Annotated in this window: 26 protein-coding genes, 1 tRNA gene, 1 rRNA gene and 1 pseudogene; 19 read left to right on the top strand and 10 right to left on the bottom strand. The window is 38.3% G+C overall.

What is annotated here, in order from left to right:
• Positions 1–5 precede the first annotated feature (5 nt).
• The 3 genes and pseudogenes from MSG95_RS09935 to MSG95_RS09925 all read right to left on the bottom strand — a co-directional run bounded on the left by MSG95_RS09935 (position 6) and on the right by MSG95_RS09925 (position 1,288).
• Positions 6–989, bottom strand: a complete 984-nt coding sequence (locus MSG95_RS09935) for a hypothetical protein (RefSeq protein ID WP_077165210.1) — start codon at positions 987–989, stop codon at positions 6–8.
• Between the two features lie 20 nt (positions 990–1,009).
• Positions 1,010–1,108 (bottom strand): annotated as a pseudogene (locus tag MSG95_RS09930) (XRE family transcriptional regulator); the annotation flags it as partial.
• Positions 1,109–1,201: 93 nt separating this feature from the next.
• A tRNA-Leu gene (locus MSG95_RS09925) sits at positions 1,202–1,288 on the bottom strand.
• Positions 1,289–1,470: 182 nt separating this feature from the next.
• Between MSG95_RS09925 and queA the strand changes: the two genes are divergently transcribed.
• The 7 genes from queA to secF all read left to right on the top strand — a co-directional run bounded on the left by queA (position 1,471) and on the right by secF (position 9,078).
• Positions 1,471–2,508: a tRNA preQ1(34) S-adenosylmethionine ribosyltransferase-isomerase QueA gene (gene queA / locus MSG95_RS09920; protein WP_077165211.1), complete on the top strand. Its 1,038-nt coding sequence runs from the start codon at positions 1,471–1,473 to the stop codon at positions 2,506–2,508.
• Positions 2,509–2,661: 153 nt separating this feature from the next.
• Entirely contained in the window at positions 2,662–3,690 is a 1,029-nt protein-coding gene (locus MSG95_RS09915; protein WP_077165212.1) for a hypothetical protein, read from the top strand.
• 86 nt (positions 3,691–3,776) lie between these two features.
• A complete protein-coding gene (locus MSG95_RS09910; protein WP_049064262.1) occupies positions 3,777–4,346 on the top strand; it encodes a LemA family protein in 570 nt (189 codons plus the stop codon).
• Positions 4,347–4,589: 243 nt separating this feature from the next.
• Entirely contained in the window at positions 4,590–5,723 is a 1,134-nt protein-coding gene (gene tgt, locus MSG95_RS09905) for a tRNA guanosine(34) transglycosylase Tgt (protein ID WP_004705660.1), read from the top strand.
• 98 nt (positions 5,724–5,821) lie between these two features.
• Positions 5,822–6,151 (top strand): preprotein translocase subunit YajC, encoded by a 330-nt coding sequence (gene yajC / locus MSG95_RS09900; RefSeq protein ID WP_000051669.1) that lies wholly within the window; start codon positions 5,822–5,824, stop codon positions 6,149–6,151.
• Positions 6,152–6,202: 51 nt separating this feature from the next.
• Positions 6,203–8,104 carry a protein translocase subunit SecD gene (gene secD / locus MSG95_RS09895; RefSeq protein WP_039253059.1) on the top strand — a complete coding sequence of 634 codons (1,902 nt, stop codon included), beginning with the start codon at positions 6,203–6,205 and terminating at the stop codon, positions 8,102–8,104.
• A gap of 8 nt (positions 8,105–8,112) precedes the next feature.
• A complete protein-coding gene (gene secF, locus MSG95_RS09890) occupies positions 8,113–9,078 on the top strand; it encodes a protein translocase subunit SecF (RefSeq protein WP_077165213.1) in 966 nt (321 codons plus the stop codon).
• 67 nt (positions 9,079–9,145) lie between these two features.
• Here the strand turns inward: secF and coaBC are convergent, their stop codons facing one another.
• Positions 9,146–10,399 carry a bifunctional phosphopantothenoylcysteine decarboxylase/phosphopantothenate--cysteine ligase CoaBC gene (gene coaBC, locus MSG95_RS09885; RefSeq protein WP_077165214.1) on the bottom strand — a complete coding sequence of 418 codons (1,254 nt, stop codon included), beginning with the start codon at positions 10,397–10,399 and terminating at the stop codon, positions 9,146–9,148.
• 100 nt (positions 10,400–10,499) lie between these two features.
• Between coaBC and radC the strand changes: the two genes are divergently transcribed.
• Together radC and MSG95_RS09875 are read left to right on the top strand one after the other, a co-directional pair.
• Positions 10,500–11,219, top strand: coding sequence for a RadC family protein (radC, locus tag MSG95_RS09880; RefSeq protein ID WP_077165226.1), 720 nt, complete (start codon positions 10,500–10,502; stop codon positions 11,217–11,219).
• A gap of 62 nt (positions 11,220–11,281) precedes the next feature.
• Positions 11,282–12,193 (top strand): bestrophin family protein, encoded by a 912-nt coding sequence (locus tag MSG95_RS09875; protein WP_077165215.1) that lies wholly within the window; start codon positions 11,282–11,284, stop codon positions 12,191–12,193.
• A 7-nt stretch (positions 12,194–12,200) separates the two neighbouring features.
• Here MSG95_RS09875 and MSG95_RS09870 read toward each other — a convergent pair whose 3' ends face one another.
• The gene (locus tag MSG95_RS09870) at positions 12,201–13,052 is read right to left on the bottom strand and encodes a PHP domain-containing protein (RefSeq protein ID WP_077165216.1); all 852 of its coding nucleotides are present in this window, start codon (positions 13,050–13,052) and stop codon (positions 12,201–12,203) included.
• Between the two features lie 44 nt (positions 13,053–13,096).
• Here MSG95_RS09870 and MSG95_RS09865 point away from each other — a divergent pair, with 44 nt between their 5' ends.
• Genes MSG95_RS09865 through mnmC form a run of 4 tightly spaced genes read left to right on the top strand, consistent with a single transcriptional unit; the run spans position 13,097 to position 16,427 of the window.
• Positions 13,097–13,711 (top strand): septation protein IspZ, encoded by a 615-nt coding sequence (locus MSG95_RS09865; RefSeq protein ID WP_004705653.1) that lies wholly within the window; start codon positions 13,097–13,099, stop codon positions 13,709–13,711.
• A gap of 34 nt (positions 13,712–13,745) precedes the next feature.
• Positions 13,746–14,048, top strand: coding sequence for a YciI family protein (locus MSG95_RS09860; RefSeq protein WP_077165217.1), 303 nt, complete (start codon positions 13,746–13,748; stop codon positions 14,046–14,048).
• A gap of 4 nt (positions 14,049–14,052) precedes the next feature.
• Entirely contained in the window at positions 14,053–14,532 is a 480-nt protein-coding gene (locus tag MSG95_RS09855) for a hypothetical protein (RefSeq protein WP_077162368.1), read from the top strand.
• A 23-nt stretch (positions 14,533–14,555) separates the two neighbouring features.
• Positions 14,556–16,427, top strand: a complete 1,872-nt coding sequence (gene mnmC, locus MSG95_RS09850) for an FAD-dependent 5-carboxymethylaminomethyl-2-thiouridine(34) oxidoreductase MnmC (protein WP_324624782.1) — start codon at positions 14,556–14,558, stop codon at positions 16,425–16,427.
• A 52-nt stretch (positions 16,428–16,479) separates the two neighbouring features.
• Here the strand turns inward: mnmC and MSG95_RS09845 are convergent, their stop codons facing one another.
• Positions 16,480–16,794 (bottom strand): rhodanese-like domain-containing protein, encoded by a 315-nt coding sequence (locus MSG95_RS09845; protein ID WP_019457454.1) that lies wholly within the window; start codon positions 16,792–16,794, stop codon positions 16,480–16,482.
• 91 nt (positions 16,795–16,885) lie between these two features.
• Between MSG95_RS09845 and MSG95_RS09840 the strand changes: the two genes are divergently transcribed.
• From MSG95_RS09840 to MSG95_RS09830, 3 genes are all read left to right on the top strand, one after another.
• A complete protein-coding gene (locus tag MSG95_RS09840) occupies positions 16,886–17,374 on the top strand; it encodes a YajQ family cyclic di-GMP-binding protein (RefSeq protein WP_002051423.1) in 489 nt (162 codons plus the stop codon).
• Positions 17,375–17,409: 35 nt separating this feature from the next.
• A complete protein-coding gene (locus MSG95_RS09835) occupies positions 17,410–17,904 on the top strand; it encodes a DUF4442 domain-containing protein (RefSeq protein WP_049063462.1) in 495 nt (164 codons plus the stop codon).
• A gap of 75 nt (positions 17,905–17,979) precedes the next feature.
• On the top strand, positions 17,980–18,486 hold the full coding sequence (locus tag MSG95_RS09830) for an ester cyclase (RefSeq protein WP_077165219.1): 507 nt from the start codon (positions 17,980–17,982) through the stop codon (positions 18,484–18,486).
• 49 nt (positions 18,487–18,535) lie between these two features.
• Here MSG95_RS09830 and MSG95_RS09825 read toward each other — a convergent pair whose 3' ends face one another.
• From MSG95_RS09825 to MSG95_RS09815, 3 genes are read right to left on the bottom strand one after another with little or no spacing between them, the layout of a single operon-like run.
• Positions 18,536–18,952, bottom strand: coding sequence for an acyl-CoA thioesterase (locus MSG95_RS09825; protein ID WP_002051216.1), 417 nt, complete (start codon positions 18,950–18,952; stop codon positions 18,536–18,538).
• 1 nt (position 18,953) lies between these two features.
• Positions 18,954–19,391 (bottom strand): thioredoxin TrxC, encoded by a 438-nt coding sequence (gene trxC / locus MSG95_RS09820; RefSeq protein ID WP_002051446.1) that lies wholly within the window; start codon positions 19,389–19,391, stop codon positions 18,954–18,956.
• The gene (locus tag MSG95_RS09815) at positions 19,392–20,288 is read right to left on the bottom strand and encodes an alpha/beta hydrolase (RefSeq protein WP_077165221.1); all 897 of its coding nucleotides are present in this window, start codon (positions 20,286–20,288) and stop codon (positions 19,392–19,394) included. It lies immediately after the preceding gene.
• Positions 20,289–20,480: 192 nt separating this feature from the next.
• Here MSG95_RS09815 and MSG95_RS09810 point away from each other — a divergent pair, with 192 nt between their 5' ends.
• From MSG95_RS09810 to MSG95_RS09800, 3 genes are all read left to right on the top strand, one after another.
• Positions 20,481–20,816, top strand: a complete 336-nt coding sequence (locus MSG95_RS09810; RefSeq protein WP_004705641.1) for a TIGR01244 family sulfur transferase — start codon at positions 20,481–20,483, stop codon at positions 20,814–20,816.
• Between the two features lie 380 nt (positions 20,817–21,196).
• Positions 21,197–22,393: a hypothetical protein gene (locus MSG95_RS09805; protein WP_077165222.1), complete on the top strand. Its 1,197-nt coding sequence runs from the start codon at positions 21,197–21,199 to the stop codon at positions 22,391–22,393.
• 82 nt (positions 22,394–22,475) lie between these two features.
• On the top strand, positions 22,476–23,849 hold the full coding sequence (locus tag MSG95_RS09800; protein ID WP_324624783.1) for a dihydrolipoyl dehydrogenase: 1,374 nt from the start codon (positions 22,476–22,478) through the stop codon (positions 23,847–23,849).
• Positions 23,850–24,025: 176 nt separating this feature from the next.
• Here MSG95_RS09800 and rrf read toward each other — a convergent pair.
• A 5S ribosomal RNA gene (gene rrf / locus MSG95_RS09795) occupies positions 24,026–24,140 on the bottom strand.
• Between the last annotated feature and the right edge of the window lie 4 nt (positions 24,141–24,144).

Raw genomic sequence — 24,144 nt, 5'->3', positions numbered from 1 at the left:
CCAGCTTAGGCTGGGTTTTGGTTATTTTGATATTTATCCCAATTACTTAAAATATCTGGATGACTAAAACATGATTTATCAAAATATTTTATTAAAAAAGACATCATATTATCTCGATAAAAGTTATTAAAAATTTCACTTCCATGTACTAAATCAAGGCAATCTTTGTTATTTACGGCTACCCAAAGTAAAGTAAGTTGTTCGTGAATCGACATAGAATTAGAAACTATATCTCTATAAAAAAACTTAGATTCATCACTTAAATCAGATTTTCTAATAAGTTTTATTAAATCCCCATAAACCATGAAATAACTTGTTATTTCACCAAAACCTCTTTTTTTACCCCCTAAAAGTTCCAGAAATTCATCAAGTTTTAACCCAACTTGATAACGTCCACAGTTTTCTTCATGAAAATAATTATCAAGTAACCATAGAAATCTTAAAGCTATTTCAACAAATATCTCTTCTGAAATATACTCCGTACCCGTGTCTTTATTTCTTATTTTTAATCCATTATATCTATCTTGTTTAAGGTTCAACAATGTATTGAACGTGTTTGAAAAAACCGCATGTTTAGATTCTTTTAATTGCTCTTGGTGGGATTTTTCGGCTAAAACCAATTGCTGCTTATTAGTTATTCTAGTTTCATTTAAAGAAGTAACTTGTAAATAAGCTGAAAAGGCAACAGCACATAATGCAATAGAAGAGATAAGAGTATTTAAACTTCCATAAATATCCCCAAGAGGACCTAATTTTGTTAAATCACTTAGCTCTTTTTCAGGTACTCCCCAAAAATTGATAGCCCACCAATTAAAAAAGTATGGATATGTAAGAAATACAAACAATCCAAGTGTAATTACAATCAACCAAATATAACTTACTTTTCCAGTGGTTATCCAATTTTTAAAATTCGGAAAAAACTTCTGTGCCAGTGCGAATAATCCAACTGCCAAGAAAACCCAAGCACTTATTTGTATAATTATTTCCATAATACTTAAAGTCTTAAAATTTATTTAAATTGATTTGCATAAGTCTCAGCAATAGAGACTAACCCAGAATGCATTTCTCTACGTGTTTGACGGTATAACTGAATCAGCGTTGCTTCATCATATATTATCAAAATTTCTTAAAAAATTTACCCAACAAAAAACCCCTAAGCCGTTAGCTTAGGGGTTTTCGTAGAATCTTACGATTCTGAATATGGTCCCGAGGGTCGGACTCGAACCGACACGTCATCTCTGACAGCGGATTTTGAGTCCGCCGCGTCTACCAATTTCACCACCTCGGGAGAGGAAGTATGTTTGTGTTGCGTATATTAGCGCGTTTGTAAAACTTGTCAAACCCTAAGTGAATATTATCGTTCACTTTTAGATCATTTAAACATTTTTCATGATTTAAGCTAGAAGCACAGCCATAAAAAAGCGAAAAAGTTTATACTAGGCCCAATTTTTGCGGTGTTTTTTCCTAAATATGCAACTGTCTGACTTTTCCTTCGAATTACCTGATGAACTTATTGCCCGTTACCCTCTTGAATCACGTAGTGCTTCACGGTTATTGCACCTAGATTCAAAGGGTCAATATCACGATCACATGTTCACAGACATTATTGATCTGTTTGAAGAAGGTGATTTGTTGGTGCTGAATGACACCAAAGTCATGAAAGCACGACTTAAAGGAAAACGCTCGACAGGCGGTGCTATCGAGATTTTGGTTGAGCGCATGCTGAACCACACCACAGCGTATTGTCACATTAAATCGAGCAACTCGCCTAAAGCGGGTGCCGAGCTTTATGTAGGTGCAGATAATATTCCTGTGATTGTGCGTGGCCGTCACGAAAACTTATTTGTCGTTGAATTTTCGCAGCCAATTTTGCCTGTACTTGAGCAATATGGTCAGTTACCTATTCCGCCTTACTTTAACCGTGAAGCAGAAGAAATTGACACTGAACGCTATCAAACGGTTTTCCATAACCCTGAGAAAATTGCCAGTGTGGCTGCGCCAACTGCGAGCCTGCACTTTGACGAAGAGTTACTAGCAAAGTTAGAGCAAAAAAATGTTCAAAAATCTTTTGTGACTTTACACGTCGGTGCTGGCACATTTATGCCTGTTCGTACTGATGACATTACCAATCATGTCATGCATAGTGAATGGTGCGATGTTCCTCAAGAAACCATTGATTTGATTTTGGCGACTAAAGCGCGCGGCAATAAAGTGATTGCTGTCGGTACAACTGCAACACGTGCCTTAGAAAGTGCAGCTCAAGCACACGGCGGCAAAATCGCAGCGTGGAATGGTGATACGCAGATCTTTATTTATCCGGGCTATGAGTTCTGTATCGTAGATCGTTTAATTACCAACTTCCATTTACCTGAGTCTACCCTGCTCATGTTGGTATCAGCACTGTCGAATCGAGACAACATTTTGGCTGCCTATGAACATGCAGTTAAAAGCCGCTATCGTTTCTTTAGTTATGGCGATGCAATGCTAATTGATAAATTAGAAGTTTAAAATTTATAAATGGGTTAAACCTACTAAGTTAATTTAAGGTTTAACCCAGCATCTATAATTAAAATAAAAATAGTCTTGGTATTTCTATTTATCTCTTTCAATTTAAAAGATAATCTAGAGTTAGCACTTTATGATAATCAACTCATTAATTTCATGCCAATTGATACCGTACAACAAGCACTTCATATAAGACGTAAAAAAAATACACAGGTCTTTCGTAATATTGCTCGACTTTGGGACGCGGGTCAAAAGTCACAAACAGATCAAGAGCTCTTAAACGCGTTACATCCATGGCGTGAAGATCATAACCTTCGTTTTGTAAATGTACTGCCGTATTTATTAGGTATTTGCAGTATTACGACTTTATTATTTGGATACTTTTTTCATCCTCATCTTCAATATATTTTAAGTCTCCTATGGGCATTTTTAACTGGTTTTCTAGCCTATTTGCTCTATGAACCGCAAAAACCTCTAAGCGAAGTCATTCACTATTTAGAGCAGCGTATGACTGCTTTACGTTATGGCTTACAGTTTCAACACTTACCAGCTTATCTTCCAATTCAAGCCCAACCCATTTTAGTCTTGAGCAGACTAAAACAATATTTCCCATTGTTTAATCGAGGCAATGAGGCTAATGAAATTACAGAGTTTGCTTCAGTGACATGGAATGATGGCATTACAGATCATCAAGTCCTGCTATTTAAATATCACTATGTAAATAACTTAGCTATTCTTCAAGATCAGAACAGCGATAAAAAAATAGTAAAAGAGATTCATAAAGATTTGTGGGGCGCTTTTATTTTTCAAATACCAGCCTTAGGTATTGCCGTAAGTAATCAACGTTCTCGCTTTTTTGTACCCTACTTAAGCGAATGGCAAAGTACTGACATTCTGATTAATCAAGAGCTCAATATTTTCGGTACTGACCAACACCAGTTAGCTAAAGAAATTAGCCCAAGTCTAACTTTAAAACTTCATGATTTTTTTCAACATTTTACCGGTGATTTAATTTATCATCATGAAGAGCAAATATTATGTTATCTCGGTGAGCAAGATCTTTTTCAAACCACCAGCAAACGTAGTGAAATTCATGATATTCCAGCATTACGTGGACATTTACGTACCATGACCATGCCGCAATATGAAAAATTTCAGCAATTCATGCTTAATTTAATTAAATAAATCTCTCGTAGTGCCGAACTAGCAACTTATTAAAAAAATAAGAAGTTAAAAGGTCCAATGAGGGAATAAAAATAAGAGGAGTGAAAATGAAAGGCTTATTCATTTTCTTGGGGATTTTCGTCGTACTGATTGCGTGGGGCATCCACATTCGTAACAACATTGTGCGTTATTTTAACGCGACCAAACGTGCTTGGGCAGAAGTTGCAAATTTCGAACGCCAAAAAGTAAAAACACTTGAAGCATTAGAAACTACTCTCAATCAATATACTCAGTTCGAGAAATCGACCTTAGAAAAAGTAACTGCTTTACGTCAGCAAATTCTAAGTTTAAATGTCGACCATACTGATATTGCTCAATTACAGCAGATTGAAAAAATGAGCAAAGAGCTGATCCGCAGCCTAAATGTCGTGGTTGAAAATTATCCTGAATTAAAAGCAGATACGCTCTATAGCAAAATGATGGATGATATTCAGGAACAAAACGAAAATGTTGGCGCTGCCATCAGCATTTTTAACCGCAACGTCGAAGTATTTAACAACCAGATTGAAGTGTTCCCAAATAATCTGATTAATACAGTGACGTTATCTAAAAAAGCAATTCGCCCTTTTCGCGATAATTTGGCTACAGACAATTTTGACTACAAACCTAACTTTTAGTCTAAATAAAAAAATGGTCATTCAATCGGAAAATTGACCTATTTTATAGCCAGCTACATTTAGTAGTAGAACTACTTGGCAGAATCAAGGAAAATAGCCCTCTTATTTTTAGGGCTATTTGTGTTTTTAAATTGGTCTTCCCGTTTTAAAGCTCATAATGTTACAGCCCTTATTTAGCAGCGAACTGTTTTTTCGCCCTTGCACTACCCTACGGTATTGCTTGCTATTGTTCAGGATTTTTAAATGAAGTTTGAAAAATTAGGTCAGTCGGGTCGTGCCCGTCGTGGTCGTTTAACTTTAGAACATGGTGTTGTTGAAACACCTGTTTTTATGCCAGTGGGGACCTACGGTACAGTCAAAGGCATGTTGCCGCGTGATATCGAAGATATTCAGGCACAAATTATTTTAGGTAATACCTTCCATTTATATTTGCGTCCGGGCCTTGAAGTAATCAAGCAACACGGCGGATTGCACGACTTTATTAAATGGAATAAGCCAATTTTGACTGACTCTGGCGGCTTCCAAGTATTTAGTCTTGGCGCTATGCGTAAAATTAAGGAAGAAGGTGTTACTTTCCGCTCTCCGATCGATGGTTCAAAAGTGTTTTTATCGCCTGAAATTTCAATGGAAATTCAGCATGTATTGAACTCTGACATCGTCATGATTTTTGATGAATGTACACCGTACCCTGCAACACACGAAGAAGCACAAAAATCATTACAGCTTTCTTTGCGCTGGGCAAAACGTTGTAAAACGCATCACCATGATGAGCTTAAAAATAAAAATGCCTTATTCGGCATTATTCAAGGCGGCATGTATGAAGACTTACGTGATGAGTCTTTAAATGGCTTACTTGAAGTTGGTTTCGATGGTTATGCAATTGGTGGTTTATCTGTAGGTGAACCAAAAGAAGAGATGATCAAAGTTTTAGATTATCTTCCAAATAAAATGCCAGCGGACAAACCTCGTTACTTAATGGGCGTAGGTAAACCTGAAGACATCGTTGAAGCGGTGCGCCGTGGTGTCGATATGTTTGACTGCGTAATGCCGACTCGTAATGCACGTAATGGTCATTATTTTGTCACTGATGGTCTGGTACGTATTCGTAATAGTAAATATCGCCATGACCAAGGGCCTCTTGACCCACACTGCGATTGCTACACATGTAAGAACTTTACCCGTGCTTATCTGTTCCATCTTGAAAAATGTGGAGAGATGTTAGCGTCTATGCTCGGTACCATTCATAACTTACGTTATTACCAACGTTTAACTGAAGGTATGCGTGATGCATTAGATAATGGCACTTTTGATGAATTTGTTCAGGACTTTTATGCCCGCCGCGGATTAGAAGTTCCACCTTGCCCTGTCGATGAATAAGCGAGATTTGCGCTCAACCGCAAGACAAGGTAAATTGCAAAACGAATTAGGATTATGTCAGGTATCTGACTCATATTTTTTAACTTTAGGAAATTAAAATGAGCTTGTTCATTTCTACTGCACATGCAGCTCCAGCAGCAGCCCAAAGCCCGGGTCTTTTGCCAAACATTTTGATGATTGTTGTATTCGTTGCAATCTTCTATTTCTTAATCTGGCGCCCTCAAGCAAAACGTGCAAAAGAACACCGTTCTTTAATCGAAAGCCTAGGTGTAGGTAGCGAAGTTGTTTTTGCTGGTGGTTTAATGGGCAAAGTAACCAAACTTGAAGGTGACTATGCGGTTGTTGAACTTAACCGTGGTGTAGAAGTAAAAATTCAGCGTGCCAGCGTAATTTCTGTATTACCTGAAGGCACTCTAAATAACCTTTAATCATAAAACAGTCGTGCTTTAGCACGGCTTTTTCATTTAAGAAGAAAGCGAATGCGTTACCCTGCATGGAAATATTTACTGATTCTGGTTGTTCTGGTAGTCAGTACATTATACGCACTGCCTAGTCTATATCCGGATGAGCCCGCAGTTCAAATTTCCGGTGCCAAAGCTGGTACCCAAATTGATCAAAGTGTGGTGCAAAAAGCAGAGCAAATTTTAAAAACAGCAAATATTGCGAGCCACGATAATACTTTTACAAATAATGCAGCTCTCTTGCGTGTCAGCTCTTCTGAAGCGCAGTTAAAAGCAAAAGAAGTATTACGCCGTGACTTAGGTGATCAATATGTTGTTGCCCTAAACCTTGCACCAACTACACCAGAATGGTTGCAAAAAATTGGGGCTAAACCAATGAAACTTGGTTTGGACTTACGTGGTGGTGTCCACTTCTTGCTAGAAGTAGATATGGACAAAGCCATTTCCCAACGTATGGAAACCTCTGCAACTGATTTGCGTCGTCAGTTCCGTGAAAACAAAATTAAATTTAACAATCTTGCGTTAAATAATAATGTGATCACTGTTCAATTTGCTGACAATGCTGATCGTGATGCAGCAATGGATTTTTTACGCCGTAATGGTAATGAATATACCCAACAGGCATTAGCGAGCACGACAGGTTCTACCTTAAAACTCACTTATACTGATGTACGTCGTCAAGAAATTCAGGCATATGCAGTCAATCAGAACTTAACAACACTACGTAACCGTATTAACGAACTTGGTGTTGCAGAAGCATTAGTACAAAGTCAGGGTAGCAACCGTATTGTCGTTGAATTACCGGGTGTTCAAGATACAGCAGAAGCTAAACGTGTTTTAGGTCGTACTGCTAACCTCGAATTCCGTTTGGTATCTGACTTAAATGATCAGTATATTGACCCATATACAGGTAAATATAACGGTCAACCGTTACCTCCGGGTACAGAAGTTTTTGCTTATCAATCTTTAGATAGCGGTCGTCAACTTTTGTTGCAACGTAACCGCATCTTGACTGGTGAACGTGTTCAAAATGCGAGCTCTGGCTTTAGCCAAGACTCTGGCGGTGCCGAAGTAAATATTACGCTCGACAGTGCTGGTGGTAAGCTCATGTCAGATGCAACCCGTAATGCTGTTGGTAAACGCATGGCGGTATTGTTCATCGAAAACAAGCAAAAGATTACTTACGTTACAGATCCAAAAACTGGCGCTCAAACAGAAGTTCGTACGCCATATACCGAATCTGTCGTCATTAATGCTGCAACAGTTCAAGCTGTTTTAGGTTCAACTTTCCGTATTACTGGTTTAAGTTCTCCTCAAGAAGCATCTGAACTTGCATTAATGTTACGTGCTGGTGCTTTAGCTGCGCCAATGTACTTCGTTGAAGAACGTGTTGTTGGTCCAAGCCTTGGTCAAGAAAACATTGATAAAGGCGTATTATCAACTCAAATCGGTTTCTTGCTTGTTGCAATCTGGATGATCGTATTCTTCCGCGTATTCGGTTTAATTGCGAACTTTGCGCTTGTTGTTAACTTGGCAATGATTTTAACCGTGATGTCTTGGATAGGGGCTTCCCTGACCTTACCAGGTATTGCTGGTATCGTTATTACCATTGGTATGGCGGTCGATGCCAACGTACTGATATGTGAGCGTATTCGAGAGGAAATGCTCTGGGGTGCCTCACCCAAACAGGCCATTGTGGCAGGTTATGACCGAGCCTATAACACCATCTTTGACTCGAACTTAACCACGTTCCTCGTTGCATTCATTTTGTTTGCAATTGGTACAGGCCCAATTAAAGGTTTCGCCGTAACATTAATGATTGGTATTGTATGTTCGATGTTTACTGCAATTACAGTAACACGTGCAATCGTACAGCTCATTTATGGTAAACGCCGTAATTTGAAAAAGTTGAGCATTTAAGGAGATCTATGATGACTAAAGTGACTCAACAGCCTTCAAAACAATATGGTCGTCCGGATGATGCAAAAATCATCCCGTTCATGAAGATTGCTAAACCAGCAGCAATCTTCTCGATCCTTATTACTTTAGCGAGTATTTTCTTTATCGCGACTAAAGGTCTTAACTTAGGTTTGGACTTTACAGGTGGTGTTTCTGCCGAGCTTAACTATGCGCAACCAGCAAATCAGACTGACGTTATTCAGGCTCTCGACAAAGCTGGTTTTAAAGATGCGGTAGTACAAACGCTAGGTAGTAATAAAGACTTACTCGTGCGTATGCCGGTACAAGAAGTTAAGGTTGAAGATCTTAATAACGCGATTACCAAAGCTGTGCAATTACCAAATAATGCTGCCGAAGTTCATAAAGTGGACTCTGTCGGCGGTCAGGTTGGTAATGAGCTTTATGTACGTTCGGCTGGAGCGGTTGCTCTTGCGCTTATATTAATGTTGATCTACGTGACCATTCGCTTTGAGTTTAAACTCGCGATGGGTGCTGTAATGTCTTTATTCCATGACATTATCATTATTATTGGTGCATTTGCATTATTCCAATGGCCATTTGACCTTACTGTATTAGCTGCGGTACTCGCGGTGATTGGCTTCTCGCTTAACGATAACATCGTTGTTTCAGACCGTATCCGTGAAAACTTCCGTAAGATTCGCGGCGCGACTCCACGTGAAATCGTGGATATTGCTTTAACTGAGACTTTACGTCGTACAATTCATACCTCAATGACCTTATTGCTTGTTGTACTTGCAATGATGTTCTTGGGCGGTGATGGCTTACACTGGTTCTCTGTAGCAATGTTTGTGGGTGTCTTTGTCGGTACTTACTCTTCGATTTATATCGGTACAGCATTTGCGTTATGGCGTGGTCTTAACCGTCAAGACTTCATCGTTCAGGTTAAACCTGAATTTGAAGATGAAATTCCTTGATTGTTAAACCAAGACATATAAAAAAAAACCGCGATTTATTCGCGGTTTTTTTTATTAAGCTCAAAATTTATTTACGGCGTAATGCATCCGAAATAGCTTCAACCAATTGTTGAGAAATTTCTTGCTTAGATGCTTTCTCTAACTCACGTTTTTTCATGTGATAGTTCTCAGCAAAGAAAACCGTCATCGCATTTTCATCCGAAGCAAAACCAATATCAGCACGAGAAACATCGTTACACGCAATCATATCTAGTTTTTTAGCAACCAGTTTACCTGCTGCATATTCTTCAACATTCTGCGTTTCGGCAGCAAAGCCCACCATGAATGGACGTTTTTCCTGAGCTGCAATGGTTGCCACAATATCCGGATTTTTTACAAGGGAAACATTTAGTTCATCCCCTGCTTTCTTAATCTTGTGCTCAGCGACTTCCGCAACGCGATAATCAGCTACTGCCGCTGTTGCAATAAAAATGTCGCAACCAGTCTCAAGTGAGTTCATGCTGACATCCAACATTTGTCGTGCAGATGCAACGTTGACACGTTGAACACCGTTTGGTGTATCTAAACTTACAGGTCCGGCAACTAAAGTGACTTTTGCCCCTGCCGCATAACATGCAGCCGCTAAAGCAAAGCCCATTTTTCCGGTACTATGGTTTGAGATATAACGAACTGGGTCAATCGCTTCACGTGTTGGTCCAGCAGTAATCACAACTCGCTTACCAGCCAACAAACCAAATTTTTCAGCAATGGCGCGTTGGACTTGATGGAAATAACCAGCCACTTGACGGGCTATTTCTTCAGGTTCTGGCATACGGCCTAAACCGACATCACCACAAGCCTGTTCACCTGAATCCGGCATAATCACATGCACGCCATCTTCAACTAGCGTTTGCAAATTACGTTGTGTTGCTTTTGCAGCCCACATTTGCTGGTTCATCGCTGGAGCAACCCACACAGGTGCTTTAGTCGCTAAAAATAGAGTACTGAGTAAGTCATCTGCTAAACCATTAGCAAACTTAGCCAGAGTGTCACAGCTTGCAGGAGCAACCAGTAACAAATCAGCCCAACGAGCTAATTCAATATGGCCCATTCCAGCTTCAGCCTCAGGGTCTAAAAGCTCGGTATGTACAGGATTTCCCGAAAGAGCCTGAAACGTTAGAGGTGTAATAAATGCTTGAGCCCCATGTGTCATCACGACCCGAACGTCGAAACCATAATCTTTAAGACGACGGACCAAAATGGCACTCTTATAGGCAGCAATTCCACCTGTAACGGCTAAAACAATGTTTTTATGAGGAATAACACTTAAATCAAAGCTCACGAACAGGATACCTTACTGTTGCAGTGGCGCTCACAATAGCATTAAATACGCGCAGACCCAAGATTGATTGGGCAAACAAAATAAAATTTTAAGCAGAATATTGCTGGGGAATATGAATACTTCTATTAAAAATTGGCCAGAACAAGAACGGCCAAGAGAACGGTTATTACAACATGGCCCACAAAGCCTCTCTGACTCTGAATTACTTGCGATCTTTCTTCGCTCAGGTTCACGTCAACATTCAGCAGTTGAACTCGCACGCTTACTGATTCAACAATTCGGAAGTCTGAATGCCGTTTTTGATGCATCTTTAAATGAATTGACTCAATTTAATGGTATTGGAGCCACCAAGTATTCGCAATTAATGGCCGTAAAAGAACTTGGACGGCGTTATCTCGATCATCACTTTCAGAAAAATAATCTTAGTCTTCACTCTTCTGATTTAGTTTTGGATTATTTGCGCTATGAATTAAAAGGTGAAAAACAAGAAGTCTTCGCAGTACTTTGCTTAGATGCTGAATTAAGAAAACTGCATTTTAAAAAATTATTTTTTGGATCAATTCAGCACTGCGCTGTTTCAGTGAATCAAACCTTACGTTATGCCTTACAACAACATGCTTGCCAACTGGTAATAGCACATAACCATCCTTTTGGTTCCGCTCAGCCTTCTCCTGAAGATATTAAACTTACACAGCAACTTCAGCAGGCTTGTCAGTTGGTTGAAATACCTTTACTGGATCATTTTATTATCTCACCAGAGGGTAGCTTTTCATTTGCTGAACAACAACTGCTCAACTCCATCCCAATAGCCGTTCAATGATATTGACAAAGCTTCACTAAGCTTAGAATATCAAAAACAAAAATAGCGACGTTTAAAATAAAATGATTGTTCGTGAACAGCCTGGTATTTTTAAAGTTTTATTCTCTTGGCGAGGGACGATATTACCAAAAATTCTACCCTCTTTAGGGGTACTCATGTTGATCTCGTCAATCATTGGTGGAGTTGAATATATCAATCTCTACCGTTTTCCAGAAATTCCTTTAGTTAGTTTTACCCTAATTGGCGTTGTCATTTCTATTTTTTTAGGTTTTAAAAATACTGCATGTTATGACCGCTGGTGGGAAGCACGCAAACTATGGGGTGTCCTGATCGCGACTTCACGTCATTTTGATCGTGACTGCCGTATTTTAACTCAGGCTCGCCGCGAACGTGTCATTCACCATGTTATTGTTTTTGCAAATGTATTACGTGACCGTTTACGCCGCCAAACAGCCAACCCAACTGAGTTAATTCAAACTAGCGGCATGAGTCAACAAGCAATAACCCAGTTATATCAACAAAATAACGCGCCACAATATACGCTTAGCCTTATTCAGTGGGAATTATTACAAGCGCTTAAAGAAGGCGAAATCTCAGATATTATTTATGCTCAAATGAATAAAAATGTTGCAGATTTAAGTGTGGTACAGACTGGCTGTGACCGTATTGCAAATACGCCTATACCTTTTGCCTATTCAGTTTTGCTCAACCGCACTGTTTACTTTTTCTGCTTTATGTTGCCATTTAGTTTAGGTTCTTTACTTGGATTAGCAACACCTTTATTAGTCGGAATTTTGGCATATACATTCTTAGGTTTAGATGCTCTAAGCTCTGAAATTGAAGAGCCTTTTGGTACTCAAAGTAATGATTTACCTTTAGATGCAATGGTACGTAATATCGAAATTGAACTCTTAGGAACGCTGGGGAAACCAACGCCTCCTCCAATTCAAGCTCAAGATAACAACTTGCTCTAGAGCTGTATTAGAGAAAACGCTCCCAAATACCCTGCTGGTCACTTTTTGGTTTAGGGGTATTACCTAATTTAATCCATGGCATATTTTCACCATGAAAATCACTGCCAATTGAAACAGCCAAATGATGCTGATCAATCATACGATCAATCATTTGGCGAGTAGATAATGGATCTACAGGAGGCGGCAACTCCACAGCGTCTCCACCACAACTGGCAAATAACTCAATCAGATATCGCGTATTGGTTGCCGACAAATCATAACGAGTTGGATGAGCTAAAACTGCCAAACCTTGACTGTTATGAATAACTTCAATTGTTTCTTTTAAGCCCAATCCTTCAAACTTTACAAAGGCGCGCTTACCTTCTTTTAAAAAACGATCAAAAGCTTGTTGAGGACGAGTCACCACATTCTTTTCCACCAAGGCTTTGGCAATATGGGTTCTGGTAATACGGTCTGGCTGATTTTCAACTTTATCAAGCACATCTTGGTAAATATCAAAGCCAATACATTTTTTTAATAGTTCGCAAATAACTTCAGCCCTTTGTGCCCTAATTCTTTTTTGTTGTTCTAATGCTTCCAAAATTGGTGCTTCATCCTGCATGTTCAAAGCCACAATATGTACACCATAGCTTTTTTTTGTGCTTGGTCTAGACCATTGGCTTGAAATCTCTACACCAGAAATAATTTGTAAATCATGAGCTTGTGCAGCATTTCTCGCACGTTGCAAGCCGTCCATTGTGTCGTGATCCGTGAGTGCTAAAGTATTCAACTTCACATCCACAGCAGCTTGCACCAACAATTCCGGAGACAAAGTTCCATCAGAAATATTGCTATGTGTATGTAAATCTATGCCTTGCATCTTTTATACTATGCCATTCACCAAACCTGATCAGATACTCTAACATGAAAGCACTTCTGGACTTTGTTCCATTAATTATTTTCTTCTATTTATATAAAACTGTTGATCCTGCAAATGCTCATCACCCGTTGCTTAAACTGATCGGTTCCGCTGGCGGTGTAAATAACAATAATATTCTTGTCGCAACAACAGGCTTAATTATTTCAATGCTTGTGGTATATGGCGCCTTATTTATTTTCCAAAAATTCCGTCTAGATAAACAACAATGGTTTGTATTGTTTATGACCGTTATTTTTGGTGGTATTACGCTCATGTTAAGCGATGATTTTTATATTCGTTTAAAAGCTGCAATTTTGAACTTGGTATTTGCTGGTGCTTTCTTGGTTTCACCTTGGTTTGGTAAAGAACGTAAGCCTCTTATTAAACGATTATTTGACCCGATTTTAGACCTAAGCGAAAAAGCTTGGAAAAACTTAAACTTTGCTTGGGCTGCAATGTTTGTCGTCATGTCTGGTTTACATATTTTCTTCGCGTTTTTATTTCACGGCGGAAAATATTGGGGCGAATTTACCGCATTTGGTGACATGATCGTCATGTTTTCATTTATCATTATTCAGTTCATTATTTTACGTAAACATTTTAAGTCACCAGAAGCTTAATGTTATTTCGGTTTGATTATAGAGATACGATGACATGCCTTTTTTTGTTCTAAGCTGTACCGATAACGAAGGAACTCTAGAGAAACGTTTAGCAGTTCGCCCTCAACACATCGAACGTTTACTAAAGCTTGATGATGAAGGTCGTCTTGTTGCCGCTGGAGCTATGCCTAAAGATCCGAATGACCCTCAGGCTGGTTTTTATGGTAGTACCATGATCGTAGAGTTTGATAGCCGTGAAGCTTTAGATGAATGGTTAAAAGAAGAACCATTTTTAAAAGAAGGCATTTATAGCCATATTGATGTCAAACCGTTTAATAAAGCATTTCCAAAAGGGTAAACGCATGCAGCTTGCAACCAAAAGCTTTCTTGGCTTGTGTTTGATATGTTCAACTGCTGGCGCAGTTGAACCTGCTGCGACACCAGCAACACCAACAACCGCACCTTCAACTCAGGCGGCCAAACCAGCCCCTACTTCTGCAACTGTTGCTAAACCTGCGGCTACCACGACGGCAGCCACAACACAGCCGCTTACAGCAGAACAAATCGCAAAGAATAAGCAGCAGCAAGATGCAAAAATCAAAGCTTTAGTTCAAGATCAAGCATCTCGCCTTAAACAGCTAGAACATGCAAACCTTGAAGCACTTGCACAAAACCAAGAGCTACAGCTTAAAAATGATAACTTGTCTGTTCAGGTACAAGTTTTACAGAGCGAACGTAGCGCACAAATGTTTCTATATGGTGCGGTAACTCTAGCGGGTGGCGTACTCCTTGGTTTCTTTATCGCTAGTTATATTCATACAAAACGTCGTCGTCAGTGGTAAACCTGAGCGACTTATTAAACCGAATGAACAAATCAAATCGTATACAAACTGCTGAGCTGGATTGGGTATCTATTGATGGTATTGAGGTGCCCATTTCCAAACAATTTGGTGATGTCTATTTTTCTAAAGATAATGGTCTACTTGAAACAAGACATGTATTTTTAAATGGCAATGACCTATCAGAACGATTAGCCAATTTACAAGACTTTGAATATTTTAGTGTAGGAGAAACCGGTTTTGGAACTGGTTTAAATATTCTTGCACTCTGGCAGCTTTGGCAACAGGTCCGCCCCAATAACTACAGTCATTTACATGCAATTAGTGTAGAAAAATTTCCATTAAGTAAAACAGACCTCATTCGTGCTCTCAATGTATGGGATGAACTTAAACCGCTCGCTAAACAACTTATTGAACAATATCCATTACCTCTGGCTGGCTGCCATCGTTTAAGTTTTCCCGAGGAACGTTTTAGCATTGACCTATGGTTAGGAGATGCGCAAGATATTTTTCCAAGTATGGTAAAAACGAAAGCAGTGAATGCTTGGTTCCTAGATGGTTTTGCACCTTCCTGCAATCCAGACATGTGGGAACAAAACGTTTTAAACAATATTGTTCGTCTTTCTGACTATGGCACTACCTTTGCCTCATTTAGTGTAGCGGGTGTTCTCAAACGTGGACTAAAAGCTCATGGCATTGATATTTCACGTCCTCGCGGCTTCGGGCATAAACGTGAAATGCTTAAAGCAGTGTGGAAAGAACCGTTAAGTGAAGACACTGCACTAGAACCAGATAACCATACTTTCAATTTTAAACAGCAGCATATTGCCGTTATTGGCGCAGGAATTGCTGGTTTAAGCACAGCATGGGCTTTTGCTGAGCGTGGGCACCAAGTTACCCTATTCGAGCGTACAGCGCCTTTATCAGGAGCTTCTGGCAACCCTCTAGCATTGCTCAACCCAAAGCTCTGCCCAATTGAACAAAGTCATGAGCATCTAATGACTTTAAGCTGGCAACATGCGCTGAATTTCTATAAAAAATTTCAAGTATTTCGCCCAATTCAAATACAGCAAATGGCATTAAAAAATGCCCAAGATCTTCTCGATCTTGCTGATCAATATCCTGCTGATATTGTTACGCATCAAACAAGCTCACTTGAATCGGACTATCCCCATATTGTATTAAATGAGGCTGGAGCAGTTTCTCCACACCAGTTACGTGATGAAATTTTGCAGCATTCAGGTATTAAATTAAAAATTGCTAATATCACGGCACTCACATCTTTTGACAATACAGTTCAATTAAAGACTAATAATGATGTTATTGCAGAGGCAGATCATGTTGTCGTGTGCTGTTCCCGAGAAAGTGCCGCTTTATTTGAGAACTATCCCCCTTTAAAGCCCATACGTGGACAAGTGAGCTGGGTTAATAACTCTTTTGCGCCTCTACCTTTGCATGAAGCGTATAGCTATGGTGGCTACTGTATGCAGCTTGACTCATCTCAACTCATTTTAGGGGCATCTTTCTATCCGAACCGAGAAGATCAAGATGTACTTAGCGACGATCATGTGCATAACTTTGAATTAATCCACAGCATCTTCCCTACTTATGCAAAACAATTGCCACCTGTAGAACAATGGCAAGGTCGAGCAGCGGTTCGGGCCCAAAGCCCAGATTATTTCCCAGTAATAGGTAAAATGCAGAGTGAACGTCGTATTTCAACTTTTGCAGGGTTAGGATCAAAAGGTTTTCTATTTGCACCGCTTTGCAGTGAAGTACTTGTAGCGGAAATTTTAGGGGAGACTTGTCCTGTCCCGGAAAGTCTATTACAGAAATTAAGTACTCGACGCTTTCAAAAGAAAGTTAAATCAAAGAAACCTTATTTTAAATCTCAATAGTGCGCTTGAGAAAATTTGGTTCCAATAAAAAAGCACCCGAAGGTGCTTTTTTTTATGCGCCCTGCTCTAGAGGTAAACCTGCATCACGAGCTGCACGCGTCCCCCCCATCAGCACGACATATTCACGCGAGGCATCTAAGTCTTCTAGTTTCTCAGCTGCACGAGGAGCTTTGCTACCACCACCACATAAAATATAAATCGGCTGATCCGCAGCGACTTGGCTCAAAATATCAGCATTTAAATCATTAATCGGGCGACTTATCGCACCTTTAACATGCCCTTCTGCATAAGCACTTGAATCACGGACATCCCAGATAACAGCATTTTCTGGGAACTCAAATGTTGTAATTTCTTGTTTACGGATCATTGTGCACTCCTTTGATGTAAACAACACTTGGCAAATGAAGAAAACCCTCTTAGCATCTCAAATATTCTTTCACTTTGTAAAGGTCTAAACCATGCCTTCTTTCGATATTGTTTCTGAATTAGAGTTATTTGAAGTTAATCATGCGGTTCAAAACACACAAAAAGAGATTGCAACACGCTTTGACTTCCGTGGTCACGATGTTTCTATCGAACTAAACGAAAAAAATAAAGAGATTAAAATCAGCACTGAAAGCGATTTCCAGTGTGAACAAGTTTATAACATGTTAGAAAACCATTTTTATAAACGTAAAATTGATGTGCAAGCACTAGATCCACAAAAAGCTGCTGCTTCAGGTAAAAATTTTGTACAAGTCATTAAACTTAAAGATGGCCTTGACTCTGATACAGCAAAAAAAATTAATAAAGCCATTAAAGAAAGCGGCGTTAAAGTGCAATCTTCTATTCAAGGCGACAAAATCCGTGTAACCGATAAAAAACGTGACACTTTACAACAAGTCATGACTTTTTTACGTGAACAACAATTTGGTGTGCCATTACAGTTTAATAACTTTAAAGATTAATATCTTTTAGTGACATTCAAAGTTAAGGTAATCCCGTGTCTCAATCCAATCGACTATTAAAACTGGTAAAAGCAACTTCAAAATTTCCTAAAGGTGTTCGAAGTACGCTTTGGAGCAAGGCATTTGGCCGTATTGTGCCAATGGTGGGTACAGCCAATATTCGCTATCTAGAAGTAGATGTAAACCATGTGACTGTTCGCTTAGAAAACCAGAAAAACATGCAGAACCATATTAAAGGTGTTCATGCTGCTGCAATGGCACTTTTAGCAGAGACTGCAACAGGTTTTTTAACGGGTTTACATATTCCTGATAACCGTATTTTATTAATCAAATCATTACATGTTGATTATTTAAAAGTGGTAGAAGGTGGTTTAACAGCAACGGCTACGCTCTCTATCGAACAGCAAAAATATATTGCTGATCATGAAAAAGGCGAACTTGTCATTCCTGTTACAGTTATTGATGATGCAGGTAATGAACCAATCCAATGCCAAATGCTCTGGGCATGGTTACCTAAACGTAAGAAATGATAACTAATTTAAAATATTTTTAGATTGTTATTTACCTCAAGATATAAAACTACAAATTTATATCTTGAGGTCACAATGAAAAGAACACTGATTTTATCCTCGTTATTTACCAGTTTTATATTTACAGCAGTGGCTACTCAAGCTGCCGAACCTACAAACAAAACCAGTAAAGTTATTCAAACTAAAACTGAGGCAGCAGATAAAATAAGCGCCCAGAATAAAAAAATCGTAACCGATTTCTATGAAGGTGTTTTTTTAAAGCATCAAGTTAAAGAATATGCCGACCGTTATATTGGTCATGAATATATACAACATAATCCTAATGTTCCTGATGGGAAAGCACCATTCGTTAATTTCTTTACTGAGAAATTCCAGAAAAATCCACAAGCAAAAAATGAAATTAAGCGTGCAATCGCAGAAGGCAACTTGGTTGTTTTACATGTCCATTCTACTGAAAACGAAAAAGATCGAGGCAGAGCAATTGTTGATATTTTCCGTGTAGAAAATGGAAAAATTGTAGAGCATTGGGATGTTATACAAAACATTCCAGAGCAAAGTAAGAACTCTAATACAATGTTTTAGTGATAAAAATTAAAGCCTGAATACTGATATTCAGGCTTTATAATACATATTATTGAGTTTCTAAAAACTTTTGTTTCGCCTCTTCTGGAATTTGGCGCTTGTTACCTTTTACATCAACAGCGACAAAAGTGAAGACCCCTTCGGTAATACGAATTGGAGCACGAGAATCATCATGACTATCCCAAACTTCAATTTGCATTTGAATAGAGGTATTACCCACTTTTAAGATTTTGGTATAGCAGCTAATCACAAAGCCTACTTTTACCGGAACCAAAAAGGTCATCTGATTAATGGAAATCGTAGCACAACGTCCACGACTAAAACGCTCCGCGTGAATTGCTCCAGCCAAGTCCATTTGTGACACGATCCACCCACCAAACACATCACCACTCCAGTTTGTATCTGCTGGCATGGCAATCGTTTGTAAGGATAAAATTCCTTCTGGTTTGGTATAAGCTTCTGACACCTTAGCTCCCGAAATTCGTTTGAAGTTGTTGATCTAGCCACTGTTGCAATTCAGGCGCGCGTAATGCACCGCTCATTCGAGCAACTTCTGTGGTTTTATTCATTAATACAAGGGTAGGAATACTTCTCACATTAAATGCTTGGCTTAAGCGAGGAGACTCTTCGGTATTAATCTTGGCAAAAATGACACGTGGATTCTGTTTTGCAACTTGTGCAAAATGTGGCGCCATCATTTTACAAGGTCCACACCATTCTGCCCATAAATCTATCAAAATAGGCAGATCACTATTCGTGATGTAGTTACTAAAGTTTTGTTCATTTAACTCAATCGGTGCAAGCGGAAGTAATGGCTGATGGCATTGGCCACAACTCGGTTGCGCGCTAAGTTTTTCCTCTGGCACTCTATTTTTTGCACCACACGATGCACAGACAATAATCATTTACATCACTCCTATATGCTGATGTAAAAATTCTAATTGGGTTGTCACTGCTTTTTCAAACCATGAGCCATGATAAATATCAAAATGTTTCATATCCCATTCATGATAACTCACAAAAGGTGCAATATTAGTCGCAGCTTCACGACTCGACTCAATCGGGATCAAAGAATCATGCTGAGCAGCAATAAATAAAACGGGAATATTAATCTGACGTACGAGTTGAATTGGACGGTAACGCATCAAATTAAAAAAGACACGAGCTGGTACTTCACCACTCCAATAATAATCTGGATTCACAATCGACAAATACCCATAGTAACTATCTGCTGTTGGCATAAAACATAATTTAAGTTGATCAACAACAGGTAATCTCTTTGGATTAAGGCCCATTTTTGAACCCATATAATCTTGGCTCGATAACTTCAAAGCTTGTGGGTAACGCTGTAACGGATATAGTTTTGCAGTTTCTGCACCATCTACATATGGAATTTGTACCATAATGGCCTGAATATTTTTCAGTTCAGAAGCTAGACTTAAAGCATATCCTCCACTTAAAGATGTACCCCACAAAACAATTCTTCGATTATCTATTAATTTACAGGTAGACGCGTATTGAATAATGGTCTTCCAGTCTTCAACTTGAGAATTGATAGAAATCATCTCACGTGGCTTACCTGTACTCCCTCCCCAATATCGATAATCAAATAAAATAACGGCATAGCCTGCCTGAGCAAAACGCTGGGCATATTGGATAAGCTTGAATTGACGTAATCCGGCAAAACCATGTGCCATGATAATTACCGCAGATTTATTATTTGTTTTTGGAATATAAAAGTCAGCTGCGATCATTTCCTGATCACATGGAACATATAAAGGCTCAACCGTATAAGCGTGCATATGTGCTCCGTGGCATTATGGTCGAAGTAATGAATTTACAAAAAACATCCTGATCGCCTTTTAAAAATCTATAGCTGTTCTTTTACATAATTTTTATCTATGTAGGAACAACGTTTTAGTGTCTTGTATCTCAGGTTAAGCTTAATGCTATGATACAGCATAAGAGGTTTTATTAAATTTTGGAGTGACGAAATGTCAGATAATGTTGGTTTCGCAGGTCAAATTGGTCCAGAACATGTGGAGCAAGTTGTAGAAAAAGGATTTAAATCTATTATAAATAACCGTCCTGACATGGAAGGCGGTCCAGAACAACCAACAAGTGCTCAAATTGAAGAAGCAGCACGTCAAGCAGGTCTAGATTACGTTTACCAACCTGTAGTTGCAGGTCAAATTACTGAGCTTGATGTCCGTACTTTTGCAAATCACTATAATGAACTTCCAAAACCTGTACTTATGTTCTGCCGTACAGGAAACCGTTCAAACAATCTTTATCAATTAGCAAAACAAATGGATTTGTTAGACGATTAATCTTAAGAAATTAATATTCTATAAAACCCTATTTGTTCCTTAAAGTAGGGTTTTTGAATAACTTATTTTGAATAACTTATTTTGCATAAGTCTGCACAAATTCAACAGAACCAATAATAATATTAATCTAAAGTATTTAAGTCTTTTGTTGAATCATTTATTAATTTTTATGAATAAGTTCATATTCGCACTTTTAAGCTGTTTAATTCTTACAGCATGCTCCTCAATGCAAGTAAAACCTACGGTTGGAGTAACTATGGGTACAAGAATTTGATTAGCTAACCGCTCATAAATATAATGAGCAACCTCATGAAATATATGTTATTTTATAAATCTAAAAAATTATTTTAAATAACTTATCATTTTAATTGGGGATAATGATGAAACTTACTCATGGGGTATGTGGAATTACTCTGGCTGCTTTTTTGACAGCTTGTGGTGGAGGTGGCGGTGATGGCTACTATAACCAAAATTCAAATTCTGGCTCTACAACGACACCAACCACACCATCAACAGATCAAGAGTTGGCTACTACTGTTTTAAAAAGCGTACAGCAAGAAGGAAAATATTTATTTGGTGCCTATGACCTTAATGATGAAAACTTATCAAAAGGTTATATCGATCATGCATTAGATACTTTCGCACAAGGACCCTTAAAGTTAACTCTAGATATTAGAAAAGTAGATCTCACGCAATATTCAGATCACTATCGTGACAAATGTTTTATTAATAGTACTACAGACTATCGCGCTTGCTACGTTTTCAAAGGGGAAGAAATAAAATCATTACTTACAGGTTATAACGATTGGGATTTTGATATTACGGCAGATGATTTAAAGAATATTAAACTAGCATCTGACAATATCTCACCAAATCTACAGGAATATCAATCTAATACCAGAATTTATATTTTTGAAAATGAAAATAAGGATAAAAATTTCCAAGATGTAACTATTACTGGAGCTTTTGCATACCCATTCCAACAATCATGGGGACTCCAACAAACCAAGCAAAAAAGATTTGTATTAATTAACTCAACGACAAGTGATTATAAAATTACTACAACGGCCACAGTTCAAGATCCACAAACAGGTCAACCAACTGAAAAAGAGGTCACTACAGGTGCAATGAGTGTATATAAAGATAATACATCAACTGATGGTGATCTATATGTAATTCAAGGGGGATCAGGTTTTAACGTACTCATCAATGATAATCCAAATGTTCCTTACGCAGAACCAATTTCATTTGTTGTAAATTCGACTCCAGGCAATACGAATAATGCGACATATCAATTGAAACTCAACGGTAATCAAGTATTAAGTTTACCAAGTATTACTGGTATTGAAGGAAGTCGTGTTGAGAATCAATCTCCAACAACGAATACGCAAAAATTTAATGGTAGCATCTATCTGGAAGGAAAAAATATTTTCACTTTTAAACAGTCTCCGAATGGAACCACATTAAATTTTAAACATATAATTAATAGTATAAATATTGAAGGTCAGTCTACTAATCAAAATGGAACTGTTTCAACTACTTTAAAATCACCTTTTGAGCAAAAATTTACATTTTAAAGCTAAATAATTAGAATCAAACCCTCTGCTTAAGAGGGTTTTTCTATATATTCTAAATATCTATTAAAATAGCTTAATGACAATGTTCGATATTATTATCATTGGCGCAGGTACTGCTGGTATTAGCGCTTATAAAGAAGCAGTAAAGTACACCAATAATCTTCTAATTATAAATGATGGGCCATGGGATACGACTTGCGCACGTGTAGGCTGCATGCCAAGTAAAGTCTTAATTTCTACTGCAAATCGTATGTATGACATACAAAATGCTCAAAAAGTTGGGTTGAATGCTTCAGTAGATATTAATACTGATCAGGTTATGGAACATGTAAGAACCTTACGTGACCGCTTTACGAAGGCGACCCTTAACGATGTAGAGCAATGGCCAACTGAACATAGAATTTCAGGTAAAGTACGTTTTATTGATTCGGAAACTATTGAAGTGAATGGTAAACAATACCAATCAAAAAGCTTTATTCTGGCGGTTGGTTCCACTCCTAATCATGATCAAACATGGAAACAAGAATTAGGTAATCGCCTTATTACTACAGACCAAATATTTGAATTAGACACTCTACCTAAATCTATTGCCGTTATTGGAAGTGGAGTAATTGCCCTAGAGATTGCCCAAGCCATGCATCGCTTGGGTGTAGAAACAACTATATTTGCTCGTAGTAAAAGAATTGGAATATTTACTAGCTCTAAATTACAGCAACTTGCTCAACAAGAGTTAAGTAAAGAGTTAAATTTTTTATTTGAGACATTACCTAGCGCAGTTAAGTCTACTTCTAATGGCGTTATATTAAATTATAAAATTGATGAAAAAGAAAAATCTATTCAAGCTGAGTATGTGTTATCTGCAACAGGCCGTTCAAGCTTACTAGAGACCTTACAATTAGAGAATATTGATAAATCTTTTAAAGACATTAAATTATTGCCTATAAATGCGAAAACAAAACAGCTAGATAACTATCCAATTTTTATTGCTGGGGACGCTTATACTTCAACGCCACTGCAACATGAAGCAGCCCATGAAGGTAGAAAAATAGTTTATAACTGTTTGAATTACCCACAAGTTAATCCAGTTAAGACACTCACTCCATTAGGAATAGTGTTCAGTCATCCAGAAATGGCAATTGTAGGGCAAAGTTATAAGCAACTAAAAGAAAATGGAGTACAGTTTGTTACGGGTGAAGTTTCTTATGAAAGCCAAGGAAGAGCTATTGTTCTAGGAAAAAATAAAGGTGCTATTGAAGTTTATATAGAACGAGAAACTCAAAAACTACTTGGTGCCGAGTTATTTACAGAAGCAACAGAACATATGGCGCATTTGTTAAGCTGGATTATTGGTGAAGGATTAACTTTAAATGATATTCTAGAAAAGCCTTTCTATCACCCTACTTTAGAAGAAGGTCTCCGCACGGCTCTAAAACATGCACGTAGACAGTTAAAATAATACATTTAGAAGAGCTTTCTTAATTTTAAAGTTAGCTCTTATTCATTTCCCACTAATAATTTCTAGAACAGAGTACCTGTACAAATGTTCTTTTAGAGTTGTTTTTTATCTTTATCTTTATTTTATCCATAAAGCAACACCCCGGTTTCTTTCGAGACCGGGGTGTTTGAATAATGAGCTGGCGATGACTTACTCTCACATGGGTAACCCCACACTACCATCAGCGCTAAGAGGTTTCACTTCTGAGTTCGGGAAGGGATCAGGTGGTTCACTCTTGCTATGGTCGCCAGCACAA

The sequence above is a fragment of the Acinetobacter sp. IK23 genome (assembly GCF_035615275.1).
Classification (GTDB): Bacteria; Pseudomonadota; Gammaproteobacteria; order Pseudomonadales; family Moraxellaceae; genus Acinetobacter; species Acinetobacter seifertii.
The sequence above is the reverse complement of the archived record's forward strand: the minus strand, read 5'-3'. Positions and strand labels throughout refer to the sequence as shown.

Bases quoted from the DNA above. Each gene is read 5' to 3' on its own strand.
- MSG95_RS09935 (WP_077165210.1), bottom strand. From the start codon at position 989: ATGGAAATAATTATACAAATAAGTGCTTGGGTTTTCTTGGCAGTTGGA.
- queA (WP_077165211.1), top strand. From the start codon at position 1,471: ATGCAACTGTCTGACTTTTCCTTCGAATTACCTGATGAACTTATTGCC.
- MSG95_RS09915 (WP_077165212.1), top strand. From the start codon at position 2,662: ATGCCAATTGATACCGTACAACAAGCACTTCATATAAGACGTAAAAAA.
- MSG95_RS09910 (WP_049064262.1), top strand. From the start codon at position 3,777: ATGAAAGGCTTATTCATTTTCTTGGGGATTTTCGTCGTACTGATTGCG.
- tgt (WP_004705660.1), top strand. From the start codon at position 4,590: ATGAAGTTTGAAAAATTAGGTCAGTCGGGTCGTGCCCGTCGTGGTCGT.
- yajC (WP_000051669.1), top strand. From the start codon at position 5,822: ATGAGCTTGTTCATTTCTACTGCACATGCAGCTCCAGCAGCAGCCCAA.
- secD (WP_039253059.1), top strand. From the start codon at position 6,203: ATGCGTTACCCTGCATGGAAATATTTACTGATTCTGGTTGTTCTGGTA.
- secF (WP_077165213.1), top strand. From the start codon at position 8,113: ATGATGACTAAAGTGACTCAACAGCCTTCAAAACAATATGGTCGTCCG.
- MSG95_RS09875 (WP_077165215.1), top strand. From the start codon at position 11,282: ATGATTGTTCGTGAACAGCCTGGTATTTTTAAAGTTTTATTCTCTTGG.
- MSG95_RS09870 (WP_077165216.1), bottom strand. From the start codon at position 13,052: ATGCAAGGCATAGATTTACATACACATAGCAATATTTCTGATGGAACT.
- MSG95_RS09865 (WP_004705653.1), top strand. From the start codon at position 13,097: ATGAAAGCACTTCTGGACTTTGTTCCATTAATTATTTTCTTCTATTTA.
- MSG95_RS09860 (WP_077165217.1), top strand. From the start codon at position 13,746: ATGCCTTTTTTTGTTCTAAGCTGTACCGATAACGAAGGAACTCTAGAG.
- MSG95_RS09855 (WP_077162368.1), top strand. From the start codon at position 14,053: ATGCAGCTTGCAACCAAAAGCTTTCTTGGCTTGTGTTTGATATGTTCA.
- mnmC (WP_324624782.1), top strand. From the start codon at position 14,556: ATGAACAAATCAAATCGTATACAAACTGCTGAGCTGGATTGGGTATCT.
- MSG95_RS09845 (WP_019457454.1), bottom strand. From the start codon at position 16,794: ATGATCCGTAAACAAGAAATTACAACATTTGAGTTCCCAGAAAATGCT.
- MSG95_RS09840 (WP_002051423.1), top strand. From the start codon at position 16,886: ATGCCTTCTTTCGATATTGTTTCTGAATTAGAGTTATTTGAAGTTAAT.
- MSG95_RS09830 (WP_077165219.1), top strand. From the start codon at position 17,980: ATGAAAAGAACACTGATTTTATCCTCGTTATTTACCAGTTTTATATTT.
- trxC (WP_002051446.1), bottom strand. From the start codon at position 19,391: ATGATTATTGTCTGTGCATCGTGTGGTGCAAAAAATAGAGTGCCAGAG.
- MSG95_RS09815 (WP_077165221.1), bottom strand. From the start codon at position 20,288: ATGCACGCTTATACGGTTGAGCCTTTATATGTTCCATGTGATCAGGAA.
- MSG95_RS09810 (WP_004705641.1), top strand. From the start codon at position 20,481: ATGTCAGATAATGTTGGTTTCGCAGGTCAAATTGGTCCAGAACATGTG.
- MSG95_RS09805 (WP_077165222.1), top strand. From the start codon at position 21,197: ATGAAACTTACTCATGGGGTATGTGGAATTACTCTGGCTGCTTTTTTG.
- MSG95_RS09800 (WP_324624783.1), top strand. From the start codon at position 22,476: ATGTTCGATATTATTATCATTGGCGCAGGTACTGCTGGTATTAGCGCT.